At 65.7% G+C, this 19,786-nt stretch carries 24 protein-coding genes and 2 tRNA genes; 11 read left to right on the forward strand and 15 right to left on the reverse strand.

Going from position 1 to position 19,786, the window contains the following annotated elements; all coding sequences use genetic code 11:
* Positions 1–237 precede the first annotated feature (237 nt).
* The 3 genes from SB786_RS05965 to SB786_RS05975 all read left to right on the forward strand — a co-directional run bounded on the left by SB786_RS05965 (position 238) and on the right by SB786_RS05975 (position 2,186).
* Complete coding sequence (locus SB786_RS05965) at positions 238–723, forward strand: hypothetical protein (protein WP_410726709.1); 486 nt, start codon at positions 238–240, stop codon at positions 721–723.
* A gap of 233 nt (positions 724–956) precedes the next feature.
* Positions 957–1,271: a hypothetical protein gene (locus SB786_RS05970; RefSeq protein ID WP_410726711.1), complete on the forward strand. Its 315-nt coding sequence runs from the start codon at positions 957–959 to the stop codon at positions 1,269–1,271.
* A gap of 372 nt (positions 1,272–1,643) precedes the next feature.
* On the forward strand, positions 1,644–2,186 hold the full coding sequence (locus SB786_RS05975) for a hypothetical protein (RefSeq protein ID WP_410726712.1): 543 nt from the start codon (positions 1,644–1,646) through the stop codon (positions 2,184–2,186).
* Between the two features lie 104 nt (positions 2,187–2,290).
* On the opposite strand, the gene SB786_RS05980 is transcribed toward SB786_RS05975, so the two are convergent.
* The 8 genes from SB786_RS05980 to ssuD all read right to left on the reverse strand — a co-directional run bounded on the left by SB786_RS05980 (position 2,291) and on the right by ssuD (position 7,404).
* Positions 2,291–2,366, reverse strand: a tRNA-His gene (locus SB786_RS05980).
* Between the two features lie 63 nt (positions 2,367–2,429).
* Positions 2,430–3,416 carry a tRNA dihydrouridine(20/20a) synthase DusA gene (dusA, locus tag SB786_RS05985; protein WP_410726713.1) on the reverse strand — a complete coding sequence of 329 codons (987 nt, stop codon included), beginning with the start codon at positions 3,414–3,416 and terminating at the stop codon, positions 2,430–2,432.
* A 126-nt stretch (positions 3,417–3,542) separates the two neighbouring features.
* Positions 3,543–3,797, reverse strand: coding sequence for a hypothetical protein (locus SB786_RS05990; protein WP_410726714.1), 255 nt, complete (start codon positions 3,795–3,797; stop codon positions 3,543–3,545).
* A 55-nt stretch (positions 3,798–3,852) separates the two neighbouring features.
* A complete protein-coding gene (locus SB786_RS05995) occupies positions 3,853–4,050 on the reverse strand; it encodes a hypothetical protein (protein WP_410726715.1) in 198 nt (65 codons plus the stop codon).
* 139 nt (positions 4,051–4,189) lie between these two features.
* Positions 4,190–4,405, reverse strand: coding sequence for a molybdopterin-binding protein (locus SB786_RS06000; RefSeq protein ID WP_006400187.1), 216 nt, complete (start codon positions 4,403–4,405; stop codon positions 4,190–4,192).
* Positions 4,406–4,461: 56 nt separating this feature from the next.
* Entirely contained in the window at positions 4,462–5,421 is a 960-nt protein-coding gene (locus SB786_RS06005; RefSeq protein ID WP_410726716.1) for an ATP-binding cassette domain-containing protein, read from the reverse strand.
* Positions 5,418–6,230, reverse strand: a complete 813-nt coding sequence (gene ssuC, locus SB786_RS06010) for an aliphatic sulfonate ABC transporter permease SsuC (protein ID WP_410726717.1) — start codon at positions 6,228–6,230, stop codon at positions 5,418–5,420. Before ssuC ends, SB786_RS06005 begins: the two co-directional genes overlap by 4 nt.
* Before the next feature lie 16 nt (positions 6,231–6,246).
* Positions 6,247–7,404 carry an FMNH2-dependent alkanesulfonate monooxygenase gene (gene ssuD, locus SB786_RS06015; RefSeq protein WP_410726718.1) on the reverse strand — a complete coding sequence of 386 codons (1,158 nt, stop codon included), beginning with the start codon at positions 7,402–7,404 and terminating at the stop codon, positions 6,247–6,249.
* 341 nt (positions 7,405–7,745) lie between these two features.
* On the opposite strand from ssuD, the gene SB786_RS06020 reads away from it, so the two are divergent.
* A complete protein-coding gene (locus tag SB786_RS06020; protein WP_410726719.1) occupies positions 7,746–8,174 on the forward strand; it encodes a hypothetical protein in 429 nt (142 codons plus the stop codon).
* Positions 8,175–8,290: 116 nt separating this feature from the next.
* Here the strand turns inward: SB786_RS06020 and SB786_RS06025 are convergent, their stop codons facing one another.
* From SB786_RS06025 to SB786_RS06035, 3 genes are read right to left on the reverse strand one after another with little or no spacing between them, the layout of a single operon-like run.
* Positions 8,291–9,451, reverse strand: a complete 1,161-nt coding sequence (locus tag SB786_RS06025; RefSeq protein WP_410726720.1) for an enoyl-CoA hydratase/isomerase family protein — start codon at positions 9,449–9,451, stop codon at positions 8,291–8,293.
* A gap of 31 nt (positions 9,452–9,482) precedes the next feature.
* Positions 9,483–9,821, reverse strand: coding sequence for a DMT family transporter (locus tag SB786_RS06030; protein ID WP_006758010.1), 339 nt, complete (start codon positions 9,819–9,821; stop codon positions 9,483–9,485).
* 3 nt (positions 9,822–9,824) lie between these two features.
* Positions 9,825–10,322 carry a heme-degrading domain-containing protein gene (locus tag SB786_RS06035; protein ID WP_410726721.1) on the reverse strand — a complete coding sequence of 166 codons (498 nt, stop codon included), beginning with the start codon at positions 10,320–10,322 and terminating at the stop codon, positions 9,825–9,827.
* 226 nt (positions 10,323–10,548) lie between these two features.
* On the opposite strand from SB786_RS06035, the gene SB786_RS06040 reads away from it, so the two are divergent.
* The 7 genes from SB786_RS06040 to SB786_RS06070 all read left to right on the forward strand — a co-directional run bounded on the left by SB786_RS06040 (position 10,549) and on the right by SB786_RS06070 (position 15,915).
* Positions 10,549–10,625, forward strand: a tRNA-Met gene (locus tag SB786_RS06040).
* A 172-nt stretch (positions 10,626–10,797) separates the two neighbouring features.
* Positions 10,798–11,343, forward strand: a complete 546-nt coding sequence (locus SB786_RS06045; protein WP_006751026.1) for an NUDIX hydrolase — start codon at positions 10,798–10,800, stop codon at positions 11,341–11,343.
* A gap of 11 nt (positions 11,344–11,354) precedes the next feature.
* Entirely contained in the window at positions 11,355–12,119 is a 765-nt protein-coding gene (aat, locus tag SB786_RS06050; protein WP_410726722.1) for a leucyl/phenylalanyl-tRNA--protein transferase, read from the forward strand.
* A gap of 33 nt (positions 12,120–12,152) precedes the next feature.
* Positions 12,153–12,983: an arginyltransferase gene (locus SB786_RS06055; RefSeq protein ID WP_410726723.1), complete on the forward strand. Its 831-nt coding sequence runs from the start codon at positions 12,153–12,155 to the stop codon at positions 12,981–12,983.
* Positions 12,984–13,164: 181 nt separating this feature from the next.
* Positions 13,165–14,202 (forward strand): quinone-dependent dihydroorotate dehydrogenase, encoded by a 1,038-nt coding sequence (locus SB786_RS06060; protein ID WP_006758014.1) that lies wholly within the window; start codon positions 13,165–13,167, stop codon positions 14,200–14,202.
* A 102-nt stretch (positions 14,203–14,304) separates the two neighbouring features.
* Positions 14,305–15,099, forward strand: a complete 795-nt coding sequence (locus tag SB786_RS06065) for a cystine ABC transporter substrate-binding protein (RefSeq protein ID WP_057924360.1) — start codon at positions 14,305–14,307, stop codon at positions 15,097–15,099.
* A gap of 123 nt (positions 15,100–15,222) precedes the next feature.
* On the forward strand, positions 15,223–15,915 hold the full coding sequence (locus tag SB786_RS06070) for an amino acid ABC transporter permease (RefSeq protein WP_410726724.1): 693 nt from the start codon (positions 15,223–15,225) through the stop codon (positions 15,913–15,915).
* A gap of 55 nt (positions 15,916–15,970) precedes the next feature.
* Here SB786_RS06070 and SB786_RS06075 read toward each other — a convergent pair whose 3' ends face one another.
* The 4 genes from SB786_RS06075 to SB786_RS06090 form a co-directional block, all read right to left on the reverse strand.
* A complete protein-coding gene (locus tag SB786_RS06075; protein WP_410726725.1) occupies positions 15,971–16,957 on the reverse strand; it encodes a Gfo/Idh/MocA family protein in 987 nt (328 codons plus the stop codon).
* A 101-nt stretch (positions 16,958–17,058) separates the two neighbouring features.
* Positions 17,059–17,775, reverse strand: a complete 717-nt coding sequence (locus SB786_RS06080) for a FadR/GntR family transcriptional regulator (RefSeq protein ID WP_410726726.1) — start codon at positions 17,773–17,775, stop codon at positions 17,059–17,061.
* A gap of 283 nt (positions 17,776–18,058) precedes the next feature.
* Positions 18,059–18,751, reverse strand: a complete 693-nt coding sequence (gene rpiA, locus SB786_RS06085; protein WP_410726727.1) for a ribose-5-phosphate isomerase RpiA — start codon at positions 18,749–18,751, stop codon at positions 18,059–18,061.
* A gap of 103 nt (positions 18,752–18,854) precedes the next feature.
* Entirely contained in the window at positions 18,855–19,724 is an 870-nt protein-coding gene (locus SB786_RS06090; protein ID WP_410726728.1) for an N-acetylmuramoyl-L-alanine amidase, read from the reverse strand.
* Between the last annotated feature and the right edge of the window lie 62 nt (positions 19,725–19,786).

Here is a 19,786-nt window from a genome sequence, read left to right on the forward strand (position 1 = left end):
ACTCGAATCGACGCAGCAGCACCGCGCACATCACACCGGACCGGCTGGAGGCGACTTTCGAAGGCCATCCAATATCCGTGGTGGCTCGACTAGCGCCCGCAGCCTTCGATCGCTATGCTATGGCGCATCATCTTGATCCCACTGAAAGCTTGTTGCGTACTTCCGCCGGGCGAGAAGTGCTCGCGCCGGTATCCCACGATAACAGTCGCCCTAGCACGAGACGCAGGAGTGGAGGGAATGACCTTGATGAAAAGTCTTGGCCGCTCGATCGGTCCAATTCGCAAGCTCCACGATAACCGTAACGCACTGGCCGAAGCGCTTCTAGCCGCCGAACAGAGGATTCGCGATCTGGAAAATCAAGTGGAGGCGACTCGTGGCACGCCGTTCTTTGCCTATTACGCCAATTTTGACGCGCTTGAATGTATGCGTCGCCATGAAGTACACGACAGAAAGCCGACGCCTGGATTCCAGACGAACTGGCTTGGCGTGCTGGTGGACCCGAAAATTCTGCCTTTTCTTGCAGATCAGGGCGGCAAACTGGATCATTTTCCGCTGCCGGCCAACTGGCATGCCGATATTGCGGAATGGGCCTCGGCATTGCACGCCGTGGAATTGGCGCGCCCCGATACATTCACCATGATCGAGCTGGGCTGTGGCTGGGGTTGCTGGATGAATAATACTGGCATGGCCGTCAAACGTACCGGCCAAAGGTACATGTCGTAGGCATCGAGGGCGACGAAGGCCATCTTGAATTCGCCCGAGAAGCACTCGCCCGCAACGGGTTCGCGCAGGGCGAATATACGCTGCATCGGGGCGTCGCAGCCGCGACCTCAGGAAGCGCACTCTTCCCTCGTCAGGAGCATGCCGGCCACAGCTGGGGGCTTGAGCCGGTTTTCGGCGCGACCAAAGAGCAGCAAGACGAGGCCGTTGCGAACGGCAGTCACGACATCTTGCCGATGATCTCTTTAGCGTCGGCAATCGGCGATCGAGATCGCATCGATCTCTTGCATTTCGACATCCAGGGCGGTGAAGCTGCCTTGATCGAATCGTGTCTCTCGCTCCTCAATGAGAAGGTCGCCTACATTCTGATCGGCACTCACTCGAAGCACATCGAAGGGCGACTCTACGACATTCTGACGCCCGCCGGCTGGCTGATCGAAATGGAGAGGCCGGCTTTCTATCAGGTCAAGAACTGGATACCGGAGTTGATCGTGGATGGCGTGCAGGCTTGGCGCAATCCGCGTTTTGTTCCGCCAGGAAGCATTCAATAGAACGTCGCATCGCAGCGACGGGAAATGGCGGACCGCGATCACGACGAAGATCAGGAATCGACGCGCCGACGTGCACGTATTCACGTGCGCATGCGCAGCGGATCGGTCGCCTGTACCGCCGCGATCGTCTGCGGGGCGAGCACGCCGCGCCAAAAAAAGCCCCGACGATGTCCGTGAAACTCGCCGGGGCGAACGAACCATGCGACGTGCATGGGACGAGGAACTGTCGGGCCCATGGTACGCCCACAAAAGACCGTGACGCACCTCCGGGTTCCGCCGAAACCTCATTGGATTCGGCCAATAGCCTATTCAAGGAACGGGTATGACGACCACTGACAAGAGCCGCGCTGATGCGCTGACGGACCACACCGCATGCTGAGCCAATGCGCGCATGAAATCCTGCTCAAGCTCGACATCGTCGACCAGCGAGAAGGCGGCGCAAGTGCAGAGACAGAACGGAGTCAGGAAGACGTCGACATCCTGCAAGGCATCGCGCGCGACCTCGACCTTCTCGCCGCATCCCCTGTCGAGCATCCCGTATCGCTGACGGTGCAAGGCGCCCTTGCTGCAATCGAGACTTTCGAAATCGTCGGCGGAAAGAAATGCGGCGAAGTCATCGGGCACATCGAGATCACGCCCGCGCTGTCGGAGTTCATCGCGCGCCTGCGCGCCACTCGCAAGGACGAGTGCCTGTACGTGTTCTCCAATCGGTATGCGACGCACTACACCCCGGCCGGCTTCAACACCGAGTGGTCGAAGCTGATGAACAAGGCGCTGGGGCTGAAGAAGATAGGGAGGCGCTTCACGTTCCACGACCTGCACGCGTATTACGTGACTCGGCACAAGGCGGACGTGGTGCGTTGCACGCGAATCCGGCGATGGCGGCACGCGTCTACGATCGAACGAAAATCGTAAAGCGACGCGGCATGCGATTCCCAATTTGGGAATTTAAAAACAAAAACGGCACTGGATAAAATCTCAGTGCCGTTTCTCACTACTTGATACCGCTGGGAATTCTGTGGGGTGGCTGATGGGACTCGAACCCACGACGACAGGAATCACAATCCTGGACTCTACCAACTGAGCTACAGCCACCACTGATACTGCTTTGTTTCTTCGCTGTTTCGTTTCGTTCGTGTTCAGCAGCGAAGAACAAGATTATACGAACACTTTTCCGTCTTGCAAAGCATTTTTTTCAAAATTTTCGATCGCGTCGTTCAGATGCGTGCGCGCCTCGTCGAACACGGCCAGATCGCCGCGTGCGAGCTTCTTGTTGTCCGACAGCACGCGACGCCAGCCGCGTGCACCGCCGACGCCGCGATACAGCCCGAGTGCGTGCCGGACGATCGCGCCGAGGTACGTGCCGCGCTTCAATTCCGCCGCGCAGTATTCGATCAGTTTCGCCTCGGCCTCTTCGCGCGTCGGCACCGCCGCGGTTGAACCATAGAAGCGCGCATCGACGCCCGCGAGCACATACGGGTTGTGATAAGCCTCGCGGCCGAGCATCACGCCGTCGACATGCTCGAGATGCTGCGCGACTTCGTCGAGCGTCTTGATCCCGCCGTTGATCACGATCTCCAGCGACGGAAAATCGCGCTTCAGTTGATACGCATAGTCGTACTTGAGCGGCGGGATCTCGCGGTTCTCCTTCGGCGACAGCCCCTTCAGGATCGCATTGCGCGCGTGCACGACGAACGTCTCGCAGCCCGCTTCCGCCACCTTGCCGACGAAGTCCCGCACGAACGCATAATCCTCGACCGCGTCGACGCCGATCCGGTGCTTGACCGTGACCGGCACCGAGACCGCATCGCGCATCGCCTTCACGCAGTCGGCGACGAGCTGCGGCTCGTTCATCAGGCACGCGCCGAACGCTCCCCGCTGCACGCGCTCGGACGGACAGCCGCAATTCAGGTTGATCTCGTCATAGCCCCATTGCTCGCCGAGTTTCGCGGCGCGCGCGAGATCGTCCCGTTCGCTGCCGCCCAACTGCAGCGCGACCGGCGATTCGTTCGGCGCGAACGCGAGATGCCGCTGCGCGTCGCCGAACAGCAGCGCGCCCGTGGTAATCATTTCCGTATACAGCCACGTGTCGCGCGTCAGCGTGCGATGGAACGAACGGCAATGACGGTCGGTCCAGTCGAGCATGGGCGCCACGCAGACGCGGCGGGGAGGAAGCGAGGACGGTGCGGACATGGAATTCGGGGCAGCAAGCGGCGCGGGAAACAACCCGACATTTTACCGCAACGCGACGAGCCCAGCCCGGCAGGTTGACTAGACCGGCCCGCCCTCGCCCAGTTCGGCGTCGACGGCCCGCCGCGCCTCGTCGAGTACGCGCTCGATCACGCGCCGTTCGGTGAGCAGCATCCCGTCGACCTTCACGAGCCGCCAGTCGATCCGCACGGCCGCGCCTTGCAGCACACGGTAGTGCGCACGCTCGCCGTCCCACACCTGCTCGGTCTTCACCTCGATCTCGTAGCCGCGGTACGGCTCGCTGAAATCGCCGAGATCGCTGCCTCTCGGTTCCATCGCTCGCTCCGTGGCGACGCAGCGCCAGGCCGCCTTGGCGGCCGGCGCCGTGCGCTCAATCGTATTCGTTAGACAAAACGGATTTGCCGTCGGCGGTCAGGTCGACACGGTTGGCAGCCGCCTGGTAGATGAGCCCCTCGTTGAGCAACGCATAGACGACATCGTCGAACGCGGCGGGGACCGCCCGGCTGTCGCCGAACTGGTCGATCCACTTCAGCGCCTCGATGGCTTCGGGAGAAAGGATGGGGGTCATGCGTTGGCCTCCGGCGTCGGTGTCGTTCCATCCTAGCACTTCGTCCGGACGCCGAATACCGAGGCAAACGCGCGACGCGAAAGCCGGTGCGTCGCGCACGGTCAGGCCGCACGCGCCGCGCCGGCGCGCCAACCCGCGCTCAAAGGCGCGCGATCGACACTTCGGTGGACTTCACGAGCGCGACGACTTCGGCGCCGACCTTCAGCTCTAGCTCGTCGACCGAACGCGTCGTGATCACCGACGTGACGATGCCGAACGGCGTCTCGACGTCGACCTCGGACACCACCGGCCCGCGAATGATCTCCTTCACCTTGCCCTTGAACTGGTTACGTACGTTGATTGCAGTGATGCTCATCGGGTTGATCGCTCCGAAGAAAAAGTCTGAGAACGGGCGGCTGGTGCCGCCCGGATTTAAACGGCCCAGCGAATCTGCCCGACCGGTCGTACGTGATCGACTTCAAGTGCCGCCTCCCGAGCGGCGCCGCCCGGCCCGCCCGCGAGCACGCGTTGCAGCACACGGTCTTCCAGCGCGGCGAACGCGGCCGATGCGCGCGCACGCGGCCGATCGAGCGGTACCTGCTGATCGAGGGCGACGCGCCCCTGCTCGATCAGCAGGATGCGGTCACCCAGCGCGACGGCTTCCTGCACGTCGTGCGTGACGAGCAGCGCGGTGAACCGATGCTCGCGCCACAACCGCTCGATCAGCGCATGCATCTCGATGCGGGTCAGCGCGTCGAGCGCGCCGAGCGGCTCGTCGAGCAGCAGCAGTTGCGGCCGGTGCACCAGCGCGCGGGCGAGCGCGACGCGCTGCCGCTGGCCGCCCGACAGCTGCGCGGGCCAGTCGTTCGCACGCTCGAGCAGCCCGACTTCGTCGAGCACCGCGCGGGCCCGATCGCGCGCGCCGCGCCCCAGGCCCAGCATCACGTTCTGCAGCACGGTCTTCCACGGCAGCAACCGTGCATCCTGGTACATGATCCGCGTGTCGAGCGTGCCGCCGCCCTCGCCGCGCGTCACGAGCGCACCGCTGCTCGGCGCCTCGAGCCCGGCGACGAGGCGCAGCAGCGTGGATTTCCCGCAGCCGCTGCGGCCGACGATGGCGACGAAGCTGCCGCGCGCGATGCCGAGTTCGACGTTGTCGAGCACGGTGCGCGTGCCGAAGCGCTTGCTGACGCCCGACAGCGTCACCGCATCGTCGGGTGCAGGGCTGCCCGTGCGCCGCCGCGCGAGCGGAACGACGGATGCGCGGCCGTCCCGATCGACGATAGCCGCATTCCGTGCGTCGTCGTCCGTCACGCGCGCCTGCGCGAGTTCGGCCTCGAGATCCGCGCCAGCGAGCGGGCCGTAGGCGGCCGCCGAAGTGGTCGCATTCATGCCTTTGCTCCTGATTGATAAGCGGGGTGCCAGCGCAGCGTCGTGCGCTCGATCCATTTCGCCAGCACGTCGGCCAGCTTGCCGAGCACCGCATACAGCAGGATGCCGACCACCACCACATCGGTTTGCAGGAATTCGCGTGCGTTCATCGTCATGTAGCCGATGCCCGACTGCGCGGAGATCGTTTCCGCGACGATCAGCATCACCCACATCAGCCCGAGCGCGAAGCGCACGCCGACGAGAATCGACGGCAATGCGCCGGGCAGGATCACGTCGCGATACAGCGCGAAGCCCCGCACGCCGTAGCTCTTCGCCATCTCGATCAGGTTTGCGTCGACCGAGCGGATCCCGTGATACGTGTTGATGTAGACGGGGAAGAACACGCCGAGCGCGACGAGGAACAGCTTCGCCTTCTCGTCGATGCCGAACCACAGGATCACGAGCGGAATCATCGCGAGCGCGGGGATGTTGCGGATCATCTGGATCGTCGAATCGAGCGCGACCTCCGCCGCTTTCGACAGGCCGGTCGCAAGCCCCAGCGCCAGGCCGACGCCGCCGCCGATCGCGAAACCGAACAGCGCGCGCCAGGTACTGACCTTCACGTTCGCCCACATTTCGCCCGACGTCACGAGCGACCATGCGGCGCGCACGACCGCCACCGGGTCGGGCAGCACGCGGGTCGACAGCCAGCCGACGCGCGCGCCGACCTCCCATACGACCAGCAGCGCGAGCGGCACGAGCCACGGCGCGATTGCGCGCCACGCTCGGGCGGCCACGGCGGCGCCCGTCGTCGACGTTTTCGTTGTCATCGCAGGCCTCCTTCGCTCAGCTCTGGCTTGCCTTGGGCAGGTAGTTGTTGCCGACGATCTCGCCGAACGGACCCGACAGCGGGCCGGACGGCCGCTTTGCGCCCTCGCCGTTGATCAGCGGGAACACGAGTTCGGCAAAACGGTACGACTCCTCGAGGTGCGGATAGCCGGACAGGATGAACGTTTCGATGCCGAGATCCGCGTATTCGCGCATGCGTTCCGCGACCTGCTCGGGGTTGCCGACGAGCGCGGTTCCGGCGCCGCCACGGACGAGCCCGACACCCGCCCACAGGTTCGGATACACCTCGAGCGCGTCGCGGCCGCCGCGCTTGCCGCCGTGCAGCGCGGCCATCCGGCGCTGGCCTTCGGAATCCATGTTCGCGAATGCCTTCTGCGCGCGGGCGATCGTCTCGTCATCGAGACGGCTGATGAGGCGCTCGGCGTCACGCCATGCTTCGTCCTCGGTCTCGCGCACGATCACGTGCATGCGGATGCCGAAGCGAATCTTGCGGCCGCGCGATTCGGCGCGCGCGCGGATGTCGGCGATCTTCTTCGCGACGGCCTCGGGCGGCTCGCCCCAGGTCAGATAGGTGTCGATGTGATCCGCGGCGATCGCGTGCGCGGCCGGCGACGACCCGCCGAACCACAACGGCGGATGCGGGCGCTGCACGGGCGGATAAAGCGCCTTGCCGCCCTTCGACTGAAGGTGCTTGCCGATGTAGTCGAAGCCGCCGTTGTCGTGCGACGCGGCGAGCAGCCCGCGCCAGATGTGCAGGAAATCGTCGGTGATCTCGTAGCGCGTGTCGTGATCGGCGAACAGTCCGTCGCCTTCGAGCTCGGCGGCGTCGCCGCCCGTCACGACGTTGATCAGCAGGCGGCCGCCCGACAGGCGGTCGAACGTCGCGGCCATCCGCGCCGCGAGGCCGGGCGATGCGATGCCCGGGCGCACGGCGACCAGGAACTTCAGGCGCTGCGTCGCGGGAATCAGGCTCGACGCGACGACCCACGCATCCTCGCAGGAGCGGCCGGTGGGCAGCAGCACGCCTTCATAGCCGAGCGTATCGGCCGCGACGGCGATCTGCTTGAAATAGTCGTAATCCGCGGCGCGCGCGCCTTCGGCGGTACCGAGGTAACGGCTGTCGCCATGCGTGGGGATAAACCAGAAAACATTCATCTGCTGCTCCTGCTTGACTGTCCTTGCCGGAATCTGGATAAAACGAGGCCCTGCTCGCGTCGCGGATGAGCGACGCATGCATGATGTGCGTTCGAATCGGGATGGCTCGCCGGTCGGGCCGTGCCGCGGGCGAGTACGCGATTGCACGGCTGTTTCTGGGAAATCAGTCTATGGATCGGTGCAGGGCTTTGGAACGATTTTTTTGAGCTTAGGTTTTCCGCTTTCGTGATTAGCACGACGCTCCAGCGAATATCGCAGCGGCCGGGCCCTATAATGGCGCACCAATCCGAACAACTTCGCGCGGACGGCCCCGGCCAGCCGCGCCTGCAATGCACTTACCGATGCAGAAAGTCATCCTGCCGTTCCTGTCCGGCTTCCTGGCCGCCCTCTTCTTTCGCGAAGCGACGCTCGCGCTGCTGCACACGGCCGACCTGATCGCCGCAGCCGGGTTCTCCACGCAACCGTTCGCACCGCTCGGCATTCCTGAATTTGTCGCGAACGCGCTAATCAGCGCGTGCTGTGCGATCCCGATGGCATGGCTGCTGCGCGTGTCGCCGGATCGCGAGGCGCCGTGGATCGGCGCGCTGGTGTTCGGCGGCATCGTGCTGACGGCGGCGCGTGTGTTCGCGATCGATCCGCTGCGCGGAATCTGGCCGTCGGGCAACATGATGCCGGTGCTCGCGTCAGGCTTCGCCGCGAACGCGGTCTGGGGCTTCGGCGCGCTCGTGTTCATGCGTGCGTTCATGTCGGACGATGCCGGCGACGAATGACGCACGTCGTGCGGCGTGGCCCCGGCCCGCCGCCGAGCCCAACCGGCATCCGCCATTGAAGAGGCCGCCTGCACCTGCAGGCGGCCTTTTTGCATTTCATGTCGATAGCGCGCGCGTCAGTCCTTCAGGTCGCGCAGCGGATGCGTGTCGGGCGTCCACGGGCTGTCGAACATCGCGAGCACGTCGGCCCGGTCGATATCGGCGGCCGACTTGAAGCGCCAGACCGGCTGGTGGTCCTTGTCGACGATCAGCGCACGCACGCCTTCGATCACGTCGCCGTGCGCGAACGTCGAGCGCGTGAGGTCGAGATCGCGCCGCAGGCAATCGGCCATCGTCGCGCCATGCGCGCGTTCGACGACTTCGAGCGACACGGCCATCGACAGCGGCGACAACTGGCTGCGCATCGCGTGGGTCGCCTTCTCGACCCATCCATCGACGGCCGCGCAATCCTGCTCGGCGTCGAGCGACGCGAGGATCGCGCCGATCTCGGGTTGCGCGAAATGCCGATCGATCCCGGCGCGTGCGTCGGCCAGCGCCGACGTGTCGGGCGTCGGCACGACCTTGTGCGCGGCAGCCGCGTCGGCCACGCACGCGACTGCCTGAGCGCCGCTGTCGATGCGCGCGCTGCGCAGCGTATCGAGCAGCGCCGGCAGCGCGGCATCGGGCAGATAGACGTCGGCGAGCTGCGCATACAGTGCGCCGGCCGCGTCGAGCGACGCGCCGGTCACCGCGAGATAGCGGCCGATCGCGCCCGGCGTGCGCGCGAGGAACCAGCTCATCCCGACGTCCGGGAACAGGCCGATGCGCGTTTCGGGCATGGCCATCTTCGTCGAATCGGTGACGACGCGCAGCCCGCCCGTATGCCGCGCCGCCTGCGAAATGCCCATGCCGCCGCCCATCACGACGCCGTGCATCAGCGCGATGTACGGTTTCGGATAGGTGAAGATCGTGTGGTTGAGCGTGTATTCGTCGATGAAGAACCTGTCGATCGCATCGCGGTCGCCGCGCTGCCACGCGTCGTGGAAGAAGCGCACGTCGCCGCCCGCGCAGAACGCGCGCGGATGCGGGCTGTGCACGACGACGGCCACCACGTCGGCGTCGTCGCGCCACGCATCGAGCGCCTGCTGCATCAGGCGGATCATCCCGACCGACAGCGCATTCAGCGCCTTCGGCCGGTTCAGTTCGAGATAGCCGATGCGGTTCGCGACATACGCGCGCACGTCGGGCTGGGCGGCTTCGGCGGAAGCGGAAGCAGACACGGAAGCGGAATCGGTCATGTGAGCCATCCGGCGTATCGCGGGCGCACGCTCAGTGCGCCTGCATCTTCGAGAACAGGTTCAGCACCACGACGCCCGCGACGATCAGGCCGAGGCCGATCACCGCCGGCACGTCCGGCACCTGACGATAGAGCAGCATCGCGACGAGCGTGATCAGCACGATGCCGGCGCCCGACCACACCGCATAGATGATGCCGACCGGCATCGTGCGCAGCGTGAGCGACAGACAGTAGAACGCGATGCCGTAACCGGCCACGACGAGCGCCGACGGCCAGAAGCGCGTGAAGCCGTCCGCCGCGCGCAGCGCGGACGTGCCGATCACTTCCGCGACGATCGCGATCGCGAGCCATGCGTAACCCGGAAGCTGCATCGCTCAGCTCCTCGAAAGCGCCAGCACGGCGTAGTCCTGCCCGAGCTCGGCGCAAAGCGCTTCGACGACGAACTCGTGATCCGCGCGCTGCGGCAGCCCCGATGCGGTGATCGAGCCGATCACGCCGGCCCCCGCGACGGTCAGCGGAAACGCACCGCCATGCGGCGAATATTCGGAGATGGGCAACGCGTGCTTGTCCGCAAGCGACGCGCCGGCCTGCTGCATGCGCAGGCCGATCGCATATGAACTACGGCGGAAATGCGCGACGACGTTGCGCTTGCGGCGCACCCAGTCGGCGTTGTCGGGCGTCGCACCGGCGAGCGCCGCGTAGAACAGCGGCTGGCCGAACGTGACGATGTCGATCGCGATCGCGTGACCGCGCGCCGTCGCAAGCGCATGCATCCGGTTGCCGAGCGCCCACGCGCGGGCCGGGTCGAAATGGGGAAACACGAGCGCCTGTTCCTGCGCGCCGATCGATTGCAGATCGTGAGCGATGTCCATGAATCCGTCGAGGCAGTAGTAACAACAGTAGTGAGCGTTGCAACGGCACCGATGCGATCGCGCACGGCTTCGCTGCAGGAATGAACGACACGAGCAAACCGTTCGATTCTAGCGCACGCCCCCGCCGTACCGGCCCCGCAAGCTGCCCACGCGCGCCCGCGACGCGATTGTCAAAAAGTGCTTGCATGCGTTCGGGATAGCCCATATAATTCATTTCTTCGACGGACGCGGGGTGGAGCAGTCTGGCAGCTCGTCGGGCTCATAACCCGAAGGTCGTAGGTTCAAATCCTACCCCCGCAACCAACGTCCCGATTCATGCAAAAAGCCCGGCTCCACGCCGGGCTTTTTGTTTTTCCGTGCCCGTTCCCGCACATTGCGGTTGCGCTCCCCGCGGCACGCCGCACCCGTGCGCTCGCGTTCGAGAATGCCCCGCCCCGGTGATACACTCGCATTCACCTCGTCCCTTCCACTCGACATGAAATTCTGCTCCGTCTGCGGTCACGACGTCATCGCACGCATTCCTCCGGGCGATAACCGCGAGCGCTTCATTTGCGATCACTGCGGCACGATCCATTACCAGAATCCGCGCAACGTGGTCGGCACGGTGCCGGTCTGGGGCGATCAGGTGCTGCTGTGCCGCCGCGCAATCGAACCGCGCTACGGGTTCTGGACGCTGCCGGCGGGCTTCATGGAAATGGGCGAGACGACGGCCGAGGCCGCCGCGCGCGAAACGCTCGAGGAAGCCGGCGCGCGTGTCGAGGTACAGAACCTCTTCACGCTGCTCAACGTGCCGCACGTGCATCAGGTCCACCTGTTCTACCTGGCGCGGCTCGTCGATCCGGCTTACGAGGCCGGCGAGGAAAGCCTCGAGGTCAAGCTGTTCGACGAAGCCGACATTCCGTGGGACGAGATCGCGTTCCCGACCGTCAGCCAGACCCTGCGCTTCTTCTTCGCCGATCGCGCCGCCGGCGACTACGGCGTGCATACCGGCGATATCTTCCGCTCGCTGCGCAACGGCTGAGCACGCGCCCCATGGTCCCCTGGCTCGGCCCGGACGATCCGTTTCCGCCCGTCGAACGCGCGCTGGGTCCCGCGACCGGCGCGCCCGGACTGCTCGCCGCGAGCGCCGACCTGCTGCCGTCGCGCCTGATCGAGGCCTACCTGCGCGGCATCTTTCCGTGGTATTCGGACGGCCAGCCCGTGCTGTGGTGGAGCCCCGACCCGCGGATGATCCTCGCGCCAGCCGAATTCAAGGTGTCACCGTCGCTGCGCAAGACGCTCAGGCGCGTGCTGCGCGAACCCGCGTGGGAAGTGCGCGTCGACCATGACTTTGCTGGCGTGATGCGCGCGTGCGCGCAGGCGCCGCGCCGCGGGCAGCGCGGCACCTGGATCACGGCCGAGATCATCGACGCCTACACGTCGCTCTACCGCTCCGGCAACGCGCACAGCATCGAGACGTGGCACGAGGGGCGCCGAATCGGCGGTCTGTACGGGGTTGCGTTCGGACGAATGTTCTTCGGCGAGTCGATGTACGCGGATGCCACCGATGCGTCGAAGATCGCGCTGGCGACGCTGGTCGCCCACCTTCGCGAGCAGGGGCTGGAAATGATAGACTGCCAGCAGAATACGTCGCATCTAGCGTCGCTCGGTGGCCGCGAGATCGCACGCAAGGCCTTTGTTGCTCACGTGCGCCGCGCGGTGGCCGAACCGCCGATTCCGTGGCAGTTCGACAAGCGCGTGCTCGCCGCGCTGACTGGCCCCGCCGAACCGGCGGCTCCCTCCGGGATCGAGCGCTAGCGCGGCACTCCTTCCCTGCATCGAGAGCTGCCCATGACTCACCCCACTGAGCTGCCGCTTTCACCGCTTTCGGCGCTGCAATTCTACGCAACGGCGCCCTATCCGTGCAGCTATCTGGACGGTCGCATCGCGCGCTCGCAAGTCGCGACGCCAAGCCACCTGATCAACTCCGACATCTATACCGAGCTCGTGAAGGCCGGCTTCCGGCGCTCGGGCGTCTTCACCTATCGCCCGTACTGCGACGGCTGCCGCGCCTGCGTACCGGTGCGCGTGCCGGTCGGCGCGTTCACGCCGTCGCGCACGCAGCGCCGGATGTGGAAGCGGCACCGCGCGCTCGTCGCGACCGTCTCGCCGCTGCACTACGACGAGGAGCACTACGCGCTCTACATGCGCTACCAATCCGCGCGCCACGCGGGCGGCGGCATGGACCGCGACAGCCGCGACCAGTACGAGCAGTTCCTGCTGCAGAGCCGGATCAATTCGCGCCTCGTCGAATTCCGCGATCTCGACGCGCCGGGCGGCGAACCCGGCAAGCTGCGCATGGTCAGCATGATCGACATCCTCGGCGACGGACTGTCGTCGGTCTACACGTTCTTCGAACCCGACGACCAGCACGCCAGCTACGGCACCTACAACATCCTGTGGCAGATCGAACAGGCGAAGAGCCTCGGCCTGCCGTACGTGTATCTCGGCTACTGGATCCGCGAGAGCCCGAAGATGGCCTACAAGGCGAACTTCCATCCGCTCGAAGGGTTGCTCGACGGCCGCTGGAAAGTACTCGATCCCGATCGTGTCGAGCTGCCGCCGGTCGACGCGGCACTGGCGCGCGCGCCGCTGCCGGGCGGACATTCCGGGTCGGGTTGACGCGCCGTCCCGCAGCGCGGCTTCGCGCCTGCAACGGGCACCGATTCCGCCCGTGCATGCGCCGCCGCGCCGCACGAGAGGCTTCCCCCCGCCGGCGCGCGCGAAGCGAAGCGCGCCCTTGCCGCGCAACTCCCGGTAAAATACCGGGTTGTCATCCATTCCGGCTGTCCGCCCAATTCCCGTGTTCAGTTCCCTCTATCCGCTGGCCCGCGCATCCCTGTTCAAGATGGATGCGGAAGACGCTCACCACCTCACGCTGCGCGCGCTCGGCGCAGCCGGCCGCACGGGCCTCGCCTGCGCGCTGTCGGCGCGCGTGCCCGATGCGCCGCGCACCGTGATGGGGCTCACGTTCCGCAACCCGGTCGGCCTCGCCGCCGGCCTCGACAAGGACGGCGCGGCCATCGACGGCCTCGCGTCGCTCGGCTTCGGCTTCATCGAGGTCGGCACCGTCACGCCGCGGCCGCAGCCGGGCAATCCGCGCCCGCGGATGTTCCGCCTGCCGCAGGCCGACGCGCTGATCAACCGGATGGGCTTCAACAACCACGGCGTCGACCAGTTCGTGAAGAACGTCCAGGCGGCCCGCTATCGCGGCATCCTCGGCCTGAACATCGGCAAGAACGCCGACACGCCGATCGAGCGCGCCGCGGAAGACTATCTCTACTGCCTCGAGCGCGTGTACCCGTTCGCGAGCTACGTGACGATCAACATTTCGTCGCCCAACACGAAGAACCTGCGCCAACTGCAGGGCGCGGGCGAACTCGACGCGCTGCTCGCCGCGCTGAAGGACAAGCAGCAGCGCCTCGCCGACCTGCACGGCAAGCTCGTGCCGCTCGCATTGAAGATCGCCCCCGATCTCGACGACGAACAGGTGAAGGAAATCGGCGACACGCTGCTGCGCCACAAGATCGAGGCAGTGATCGCCACCAACACGACGCTGTCGCGCGCGGCCGTGCAGGGCCTGCCGCACGCGGACGAAGCCGGCGGCCTGTCGGGCCGCCCGGTGTTCGACGCGTCGAACGAAGTGATCCGCAAGCTGCACGCCGAAGTCGGCAGCGCGGTGCCGATCATCGGCGTCGGCGGCATTTTCTCGGGCGAGGACGCACGCGCGAAGCTCGCGGCCGGCGCATCGCTCGTCCAGCTATACACCGGCTTCATCTATCGCGGCCCGGCGCTCGTGGCCGAATGCGTGAAGGCCATCGCGCGCGACCGCACCGCGTAATATAGTCATAAACAAACGGTATTTAGTGGTCGATTGCATTTTTGCTATGATCGACCCCACTGTCAGAATCAAGCGCCCCGCTGGGGCAAGGAAGCTCACCCGATGAAAATTTCGCTGCTGAAGAAGCTGCTCGTTGCCGGCCTGATCGGCACGTCGTTCGCCGCCGCCACCGCACATGCGGCCGACCTCCTCGACCAGGTGAAGCAACGCGGCACGCTGCGCGTCGGCCTCGAAGGCACGTTCCCGCCGTTCAACTCGAAGAACCCGCAAGGCGAACTCGTCGGCTTCGACGTCGACATCGCGAAGGCCGTCGCCGCGAAGCTCGGCGTGAAGGCCGAGTTCGTCACGACCGAATGGAGCGGCATCATCGCGGGCCTGCAGGCCGGCAAGTTCGACGTGATCGCCAACCAGGTCGGCATCACCGACAAGCGCAAGGAAACGCTCGACTTCTCGCCGGCGTACACGTACTCGTCCGCGCAGCTGATCCAGCGCAAGGACGATACGCGCCAGTTCAAGTCGCTCGAAGACCTGAAGGGCAAGAAGCTCGGTGTCGCGCTCGGCACGAACTACATGGACATGGCGAAGTCGGTGCCCGGCATCGACGTGAAGACGTACCCGGGCGCGCCCGAGTACCTGCGCGACCTCGCGGCGGGCCGTCTCGACGCGGCACTGAACGACCGCCTGATGCTCGCGTACCTGACGAAGAACTCGCAATTGCCGCTGCGCCCGGGCGCGAACGTGGGCTCGGCGAATCCGTCGGGCATCCCGTTCAAGAAGGGCAACCCGAAGTTCCAGAAGGCGATCGACGACGCCATGGCGCAACTCGAAGCCGACGGCACGTTCACGAAGATCTCGGACAAGTGGTTCGGCATCGACGTGACGAAGCCGATCAAGTAAGCACGCCTTTGTTTTCCCGCCTGACGGCGGGCCGGAAAGGGCGGCATCCGAAACGATGCCGCCCTTTGTTTTATCGGTCCGGTTTATGATTGCGCTTTCGCGCACGCATTCGCTTCGTATTCCATGTCGACAACGTCCCTGCTCGTCCAATCGCTGCCGGTGCTCGCCCAGGGTGCCGTACTGACCGTCAAGTTCGCCGTGCTGTCGATGGTGTTCGGCCTGCTTGGCGCCGTCATGCTCGCGACGATGGGCATCCGGCAAAGCGAACCGCTCGAAGGCTTCGAACGCATCTGGGTCAACGCGCTCGCGTGGCTCGCCCGCGCGTATGTGAGCCTGATGCGCGGCACGCCGTTGCTCGTGCAGATCTTCGTGATTTATTACGGATTGCCGAGCCTCGGCATCTCGCTCGATCCGACGCCGGCCGGCGTCATCGCGCTGTCCGCGAACGTCGCTGCTTACATGTCCGAAAGCATGCGCGGCGCGATCAACGGGATCGCGCGCGGCCAATGGCTGGCCGCATACAGCCTCGGGCTGTCGTGGGGACAGACGCTCCGCTACGTGATCGGCCCGCAGGCGCTGCGCATCGCCGTGCCGAGCCTGTCGAACAGCCTGATCAGCCTGATCAAGGACACGTCGCTCGTGTCCGTGATCACCGTGACCGAGCTGCTGCGCAGCGCGCAGGAAGTGATCGCGGCGACCTATCAGCCGTTGCCGCTGTACCTCGCCGCCGCCGCTGTCTACTGGGTGCTGTGCCAGATCCTCGAATGGGTCCAGCGCTGGTACGAAAAGCGCCTGTCGCTGCCAGCGCGGCACTGAGCACGTTGCATCGCCCGCCGGGCCGCGGATGCGCGCCCGGCCCGCTCCTTCCCGCCTACTCGCCCGAATAGCGCACGCCGAGCGCCGCGCGTGCCGCGTCGGTCATCGCGATCATCTGTCGTGAATGGTCGTGCGTCATGATCGGGCTCTCGCGCTCACCCGCGCGCAGCAGGTCGCAGAAATGCGCGGTCTCGTAGTTCAGGCCGCCGCCGTCGAACGGTGCATCGAGTTCGACGGTGCGCCCGTCGGCATAGCGGATCGTCGCCCGCGTGGGGTTCCACCACTTCTCGTGAATCGTCGCGTGCCCGCCCGCCGCCGCGATCAGCGCGTCGCCGCGTCCCATCACGTCGAGCCCGCAAAAGAGCTGCGCGATGCCGCCATTCGCGTGGCGGCTGTTCAGGCTCGCGAAGACGTCGACGCCCGTCGCGCCGATACGGCCGAGCGTCTGCACGTCGCGTGCGGCGCCGAGCCAGTCGACCGCGAGAAACGCTTCGTAGATCCCGATGTCGAGCAGCGCGCCGCCGGCGCGATCGAGACGATAGACGGAATGATCGTCCGGCACCGACGACGACGCGCAGCCCGCGCGCACGAGCCGGATCTCGCCGATCGGATCGTCACGCAAGTGCGCACGTAACTGCCGGTACAGCGGAAAGAACGGCGGCTTCATCGCTTCCATGAAGAGCCGCCCGGCAGCGCGCGCCGCGTCCAGCACCGCATCGAGTTGCGCTGCGTTCAGCGTCGCCGGCTTTTCGCACAGCACGGCCTTGCCGGCGGCGAGCGCCGCCTGCGCGTACTGCGCATGACTGTCGTGGAGGGTCGCGATGTAGATCGCGTCGATGTCGCTCGCGAGGAGCGCGTCGAGGCTGGCCGCGGGCGTGCCGCCGCAGCTGGCGCAGAAGGCGGCTGCCGCGTCGGCGCGGCGTGCCCACACGCCGGCGAGCACGGCACCCGGCACGTGAGCGAGGCTTTGCGCGAAACGGCGTGCGATGCTGCCCGCGCCGACGATGCCGAAGCGCACCGGGCGGTTGTCGAGGTCGTTCATCGGGATGTTCCGTGTCGTTCGTATGACGGTGGCCGACACGCTGCCGGCCGGCCGTCATGATAAACGGCTCGCCGGCTCACGGCTAAGCGACGCGGTGGGATTCAGGCGCGGGCGGGCACGTCGACGGAGAAATCGCGCGAGATCTCGTCGGCGCTGAAATCGATCAGGGCGAGCGATGCCGCTTCGGCTTCGCGTGGATCGCGGCGTTCGATCGCATCGACGACACGCGCATGCGCCTTGACCGCGATGTCGTGCGCGCCCTCCTTCTGCACGACGCGCGGATTCACGAGCCGCACCGCGCCGCGTACGATCGCCGCCATCTGCTGGAAGAACTGATTGCCGCTCGCTTGAACGATGCGCGTGTGCAGCAGTTCGTCCGCCGTGTCGTAGCCGGGGTCGCCCGGTTGCAACACCTTGAACGCGTCGAATGCCTCGCGAATACTCGCGATGTCGACGGCCGTTGCACGGACCGCCGCCTGCGCGGTCGCGCGCGGTTCGATCAGCATCCGGAATTCGATGACGTCGCGCATGAATTGCGGATCCGGTTTCGCACGAAACCGCCAGCTCACCACGTCTTCATCGATCATGCGCCAGTCGCGCATCGGTCGAACGCGCGTACCGACTTTCGGACGCACGTCGAGCATGTCGCGCGCAAGCAACATCGATAATGCTTCGCGCATCACCGTACGGCTCACGTCGAACTCTTTCGACAGCACGTCCTGCGGCGGCAGAATGCCGCCGTACTTGTCCTCGACGATACCCGCGACAAGCCCATCCATCACTTTGGCGACCAGTGACCGGTCTTTGCCCTGCTCCATGACACCTCCCCGTGCGTCGATTTGCGAACACCTGCTCCGCAGTTCCGCCGGCCCTGGTTACGACTGTTCTTATGATCTATAAGTTGATGATTTCGGGGATATTCCGCTATCTGGTAAACACCTGACAGGGTTATCCCTCTTTTGGAAGAGGTGATTTATAAGGCTTCAAAAAAAGCCCGGAAAGCGCGCTGCGCTTGCCGGGCCGGGACTTCAACAAGATTTAAACATGCAATCCGTTACGGCTTGTTGACGCCATTACGGACTGCTTCTCATTCAGTTTTGATCAGCCGGGGTAAACGATCGTCTCGACGCCGTTCGGCGTGCCCAGCAGGCACAGATTCGCGCCGCGCTCGGCAAACAGACCGACCGTCACGACGCCCGGCCACGCGTTGACCTGCGCTTCGAACCCGCGCGGGTCGGCGATCTGCAGCCCCTTCACGTCGATGATCTCGTTGCCGTTGTCGGTGATGTACGGCGCACCGTCCTTCGTCACGCGCAGCACCGGCACGCCGCCGAGCGCGGTCACGCGCCGGCCGATCGCCGTGCGCGCCATCGGCACGACCTCGATCGGCAGCGGGAAGGCGCCGAGCACCGGCACGCGCTTGCTGCCGTCCGCGATGCAGACGAACGTATCGGCCACCGATGCGACGATCTTTTCGCGCGTCAGCGCACCGCCGCCGCCCTTGATCATTGCACCGCTTGCGTCGATCTCGTCGGCCCCGTCGACGTACACCTGCAGCGACTCGACCTCGTTCAGGTCGAACACCTTGATACCGTGCGATTTCAGGCGTTCGGTCGTCGCGACCGAGCTCGACACGGCGCCGCGATAGCGCGATTTGACGGCCGCGAGCGCGTCGATGAAGCAGTTGGCGGTCGAGCCGGTGCCGACGCCGATCACGGCGCCTTCCGGCACGTTCTGGATCACATAATCGGCGGCCGCCTGGCCGACCAGGCGTTTGAGTTCGTCTTGAGTCATGAGGTGGGAATACAGCGGGATTGCGGAAAACCGCCAGTTTACCGGACTCGCAACACGGCCCGGGCTTTTTCCGCGCCGATGTCGGCTCCGGGCACGCCGACGGTCACGGCGTGCCGTTGGCGGACGCGTTGTCGGCAGGCCCAGCGGGGAAATACTTGTCGAGCAGCGCCTGTGCGATCGCGTCGGTCTCGGCGTCCGGGTTGCCCGCGTAGTCGGATGGCCGGAAGTGCATCTGGAATGCGGCGAATACGCGTCGCGTGCGCGCGTCGAGCACGCCGTCGGTCGGCACATCGTAGCCGTAGCGCGCGAGCTTCAGCTGCAATTCGCGCACGTCGACGAGCGCGTGCGGATCGCGACCGCCGAGCCGCGCGGCCACCGTCGCATCGTCCGGCCATGCGCCGACGCCGGCTTGCGCGAGCGCATGCCACGGGAACAGCGGACCGGGATCGATCTTGCGTTGCGGTGCGATATCGCTGTGTCCGACCACGCGCGTCGGCGGAATTCCGTAGCGCGCGACGATGTCCTTCGACAGGCGAATCAGCGCATCGATCTGGTCGGGCGAATACGGCTGCCAGGTAAGGTTTTGCGGAACGAGCGGGCCGCGATTCACGTTCTCGATGCCGATCGACGCCGCGTTGAGCTCGGTCGTGCCCTGCCATTCGCTGATGCCCGCGTGCCATGCGCGCTTCGATTCGGGAACGAGCTGATAGACGACCGGCATCCCGTGTTCGATGCGCGGTTGCCGCGGCACGACGTAGTGCACGCTGACCGAATCGCCGGTCAGCGTGCGCAGCGATTTCGCTTCGTCGCTTTCGGTGTAGTGCATCACGAGAAAGCGAATCCGCGTATCGGCACCGCGCGCGTGCAGGCTCGTGTCGGCGTAGTACGTGCCGCGCTCGATCAGCGACGGCGACGTGCACGCGGCCAGCAGGCCAAGGATGGCGCACGATGCGCCGAGGCGAATCAGGGTCATGGTTCACGAGTTCCGGGGCCGCGTGCCGCGCACAATCGCGGCACGCGTCGTTCGGGTCATGA

The organism is Burkholderia sp. SIMBA_062 (genome assembly GCF_046534765.1).
GTDB classification, from domain to species: domain Bacteria; phylum Pseudomonadota; class Gammaproteobacteria; order Burkholderiales; family Burkholderiaceae; genus Burkholderia; species Burkholderia ambifaria.

What these genes read in the sequence shown, in the direction of transcription:
- SB786_RS05965 (WP_410726709.1), top strand. Translation starts at nt 238, where the DNA reads ATGACCTTGATGAAAAGTCTTGGCCGCTCGATCGGTCCAATTCGCAAG.
- SB786_RS05970 (WP_410726711.1), top strand. Translation starts at nt 957, where the DNA reads ATGATCTCTTTAGCGTCGGCAATCGGCGATCGAGATCGCATCGATCTC.
- SB786_RS05975 (WP_410726712.1), top strand. Translation starts at nt 1,644, where the DNA reads ATGCTGAGCCAATGCGCGCATGAAATCCTGCTCAAGCTCGACATCGTC.
- dusA (WP_410726713.1), bottom strand. Translation starts at nt 3,416, where the DNA reads ATGCTCGACTGGACCGACCGTCATTGCCGTTCGTTCCATCGCACGCTG.
- SB786_RS05990 (WP_410726714.1), bottom strand. Translation starts at nt 3,797, where the DNA reads ATGGAACCGAGAGGCAGCGATCTCGGCGATTTCAGCGAGCCGTACCGC.
- SB786_RS05995 (WP_410726715.1), bottom strand. Translation starts at nt 4,050, where the DNA reads ATGACCCCCATCCTTTCTCCCGAAGCCATCGAGGCGCTGAAGTGGATC.
- SB786_RS06000 (WP_006400187.1), bottom strand. Translation starts at nt 4,405, where the DNA reads ATGAGCATCACTGCAATCAACGTACGTAACCAGTTCAAGGGCAAGGTG.
- SB786_RS06005 (WP_410726716.1), bottom strand. Translation starts at nt 5,421, where the DNA reads ATGAATGCGACCACTTCGGCGGCCGCCTACGGCCCGCTCGCTGGCGCG.
- ssuC (WP_410726717.1), bottom strand. Translation starts at nt 6,230, where the DNA reads ATGACAACGAAAACGTCGACGACGGGCGCCGCCGTGGCCGCCCGAGCG.
- ssuD (WP_410726718.1), bottom strand. Translation starts at nt 7,404, where the DNA reads ATGAATGTTTTCTGGTTTATCCCCACGCATGGCGACAGCCGTTACCTC.
- SB786_RS06020 (WP_410726719.1), top strand. Translation starts at nt 7,746, where the DNA reads ATGCAGAAAGTCATCCTGCCGTTCCTGTCCGGCTTCCTGGCCGCCCTC.
- SB786_RS06025 (WP_410726720.1), bottom strand. Translation starts at nt 9,451, where the DNA reads ATGACCGATTCCGCTTCCGTGTCTGCTTCCGCTTCCGCCGAAGCCGCC.
- SB786_RS06030 (WP_006758010.1), bottom strand. Translation starts at nt 9,821, where the DNA reads ATGCAGCTTCCGGGTTACGCATGGCTCGCGATCGCGATCGTCGCGGAA.
- SB786_RS06035 (WP_410726721.1), bottom strand. Translation starts at nt 10,322, where the DNA reads ATGGACATCGCTCACGATCTGCAATCGATCGGCGCGCAGGAACAGGCG.
- SB786_RS06045 (WP_006751026.1), top strand. Translation starts at nt 10,798, where the DNA reads ATGAAATTCTGCTCCGTCTGCGGTCACGACGTCATCGCACGCATTCCT.
- aat (WP_410726722.1), top strand. Translation starts at nt 11,355, where the DNA reads ATGGTCCCCTGGCTCGGCCCGGACGATCCGTTTCCGCCCGTCGAACGC.
- SB786_RS06055 (WP_410726723.1), top strand. Translation starts at nt 12,153, where the DNA reads ATGACTCACCCCACTGAGCTGCCGCTTTCACCGCTTTCGGCGCTGCAA.
- SB786_RS06065 (WP_057924360.1), top strand. Translation starts at nt 14,305, where the DNA reads ATGAAAATTTCGCTGCTGAAGAAGCTGCTCGTTGCCGGCCTGATCGGC.
- SB786_RS06070 (WP_410726724.1), top strand. Translation starts at nt 15,223, where the DNA reads ATGTCGACAACGTCCCTGCTCGTCCAATCGCTGCCGGTGCTCGCCCAG.
- SB786_RS06075 (WP_410726725.1), bottom strand. Translation starts at nt 16,957, where the DNA reads ATGAACGACCTCGACAACCGCCCGGTGCGCTTCGGCATCGTCGGCGCG.
- SB786_RS06080 (WP_410726726.1), bottom strand. Translation starts at nt 17,775, where the DNA reads ATGGAGCAGGGCAAAGACCGGTCACTGGTCGCCAAAGTGATGGATGGG.
- rpiA (WP_410726727.1), bottom strand. Translation starts at nt 18,751, where the DNA reads ATGACTCAAGACGAACTCAAACGCCTGGTCGGCCAGGCGGCCGCCGAT.
- SB786_RS06090 (WP_410726728.1), bottom strand. Translation starts at nt 19,724, where the DNA reads ATGACCCTGATTCGCCTCGGCGCATCGTGCGCCATCCTTGGCCTGCTG.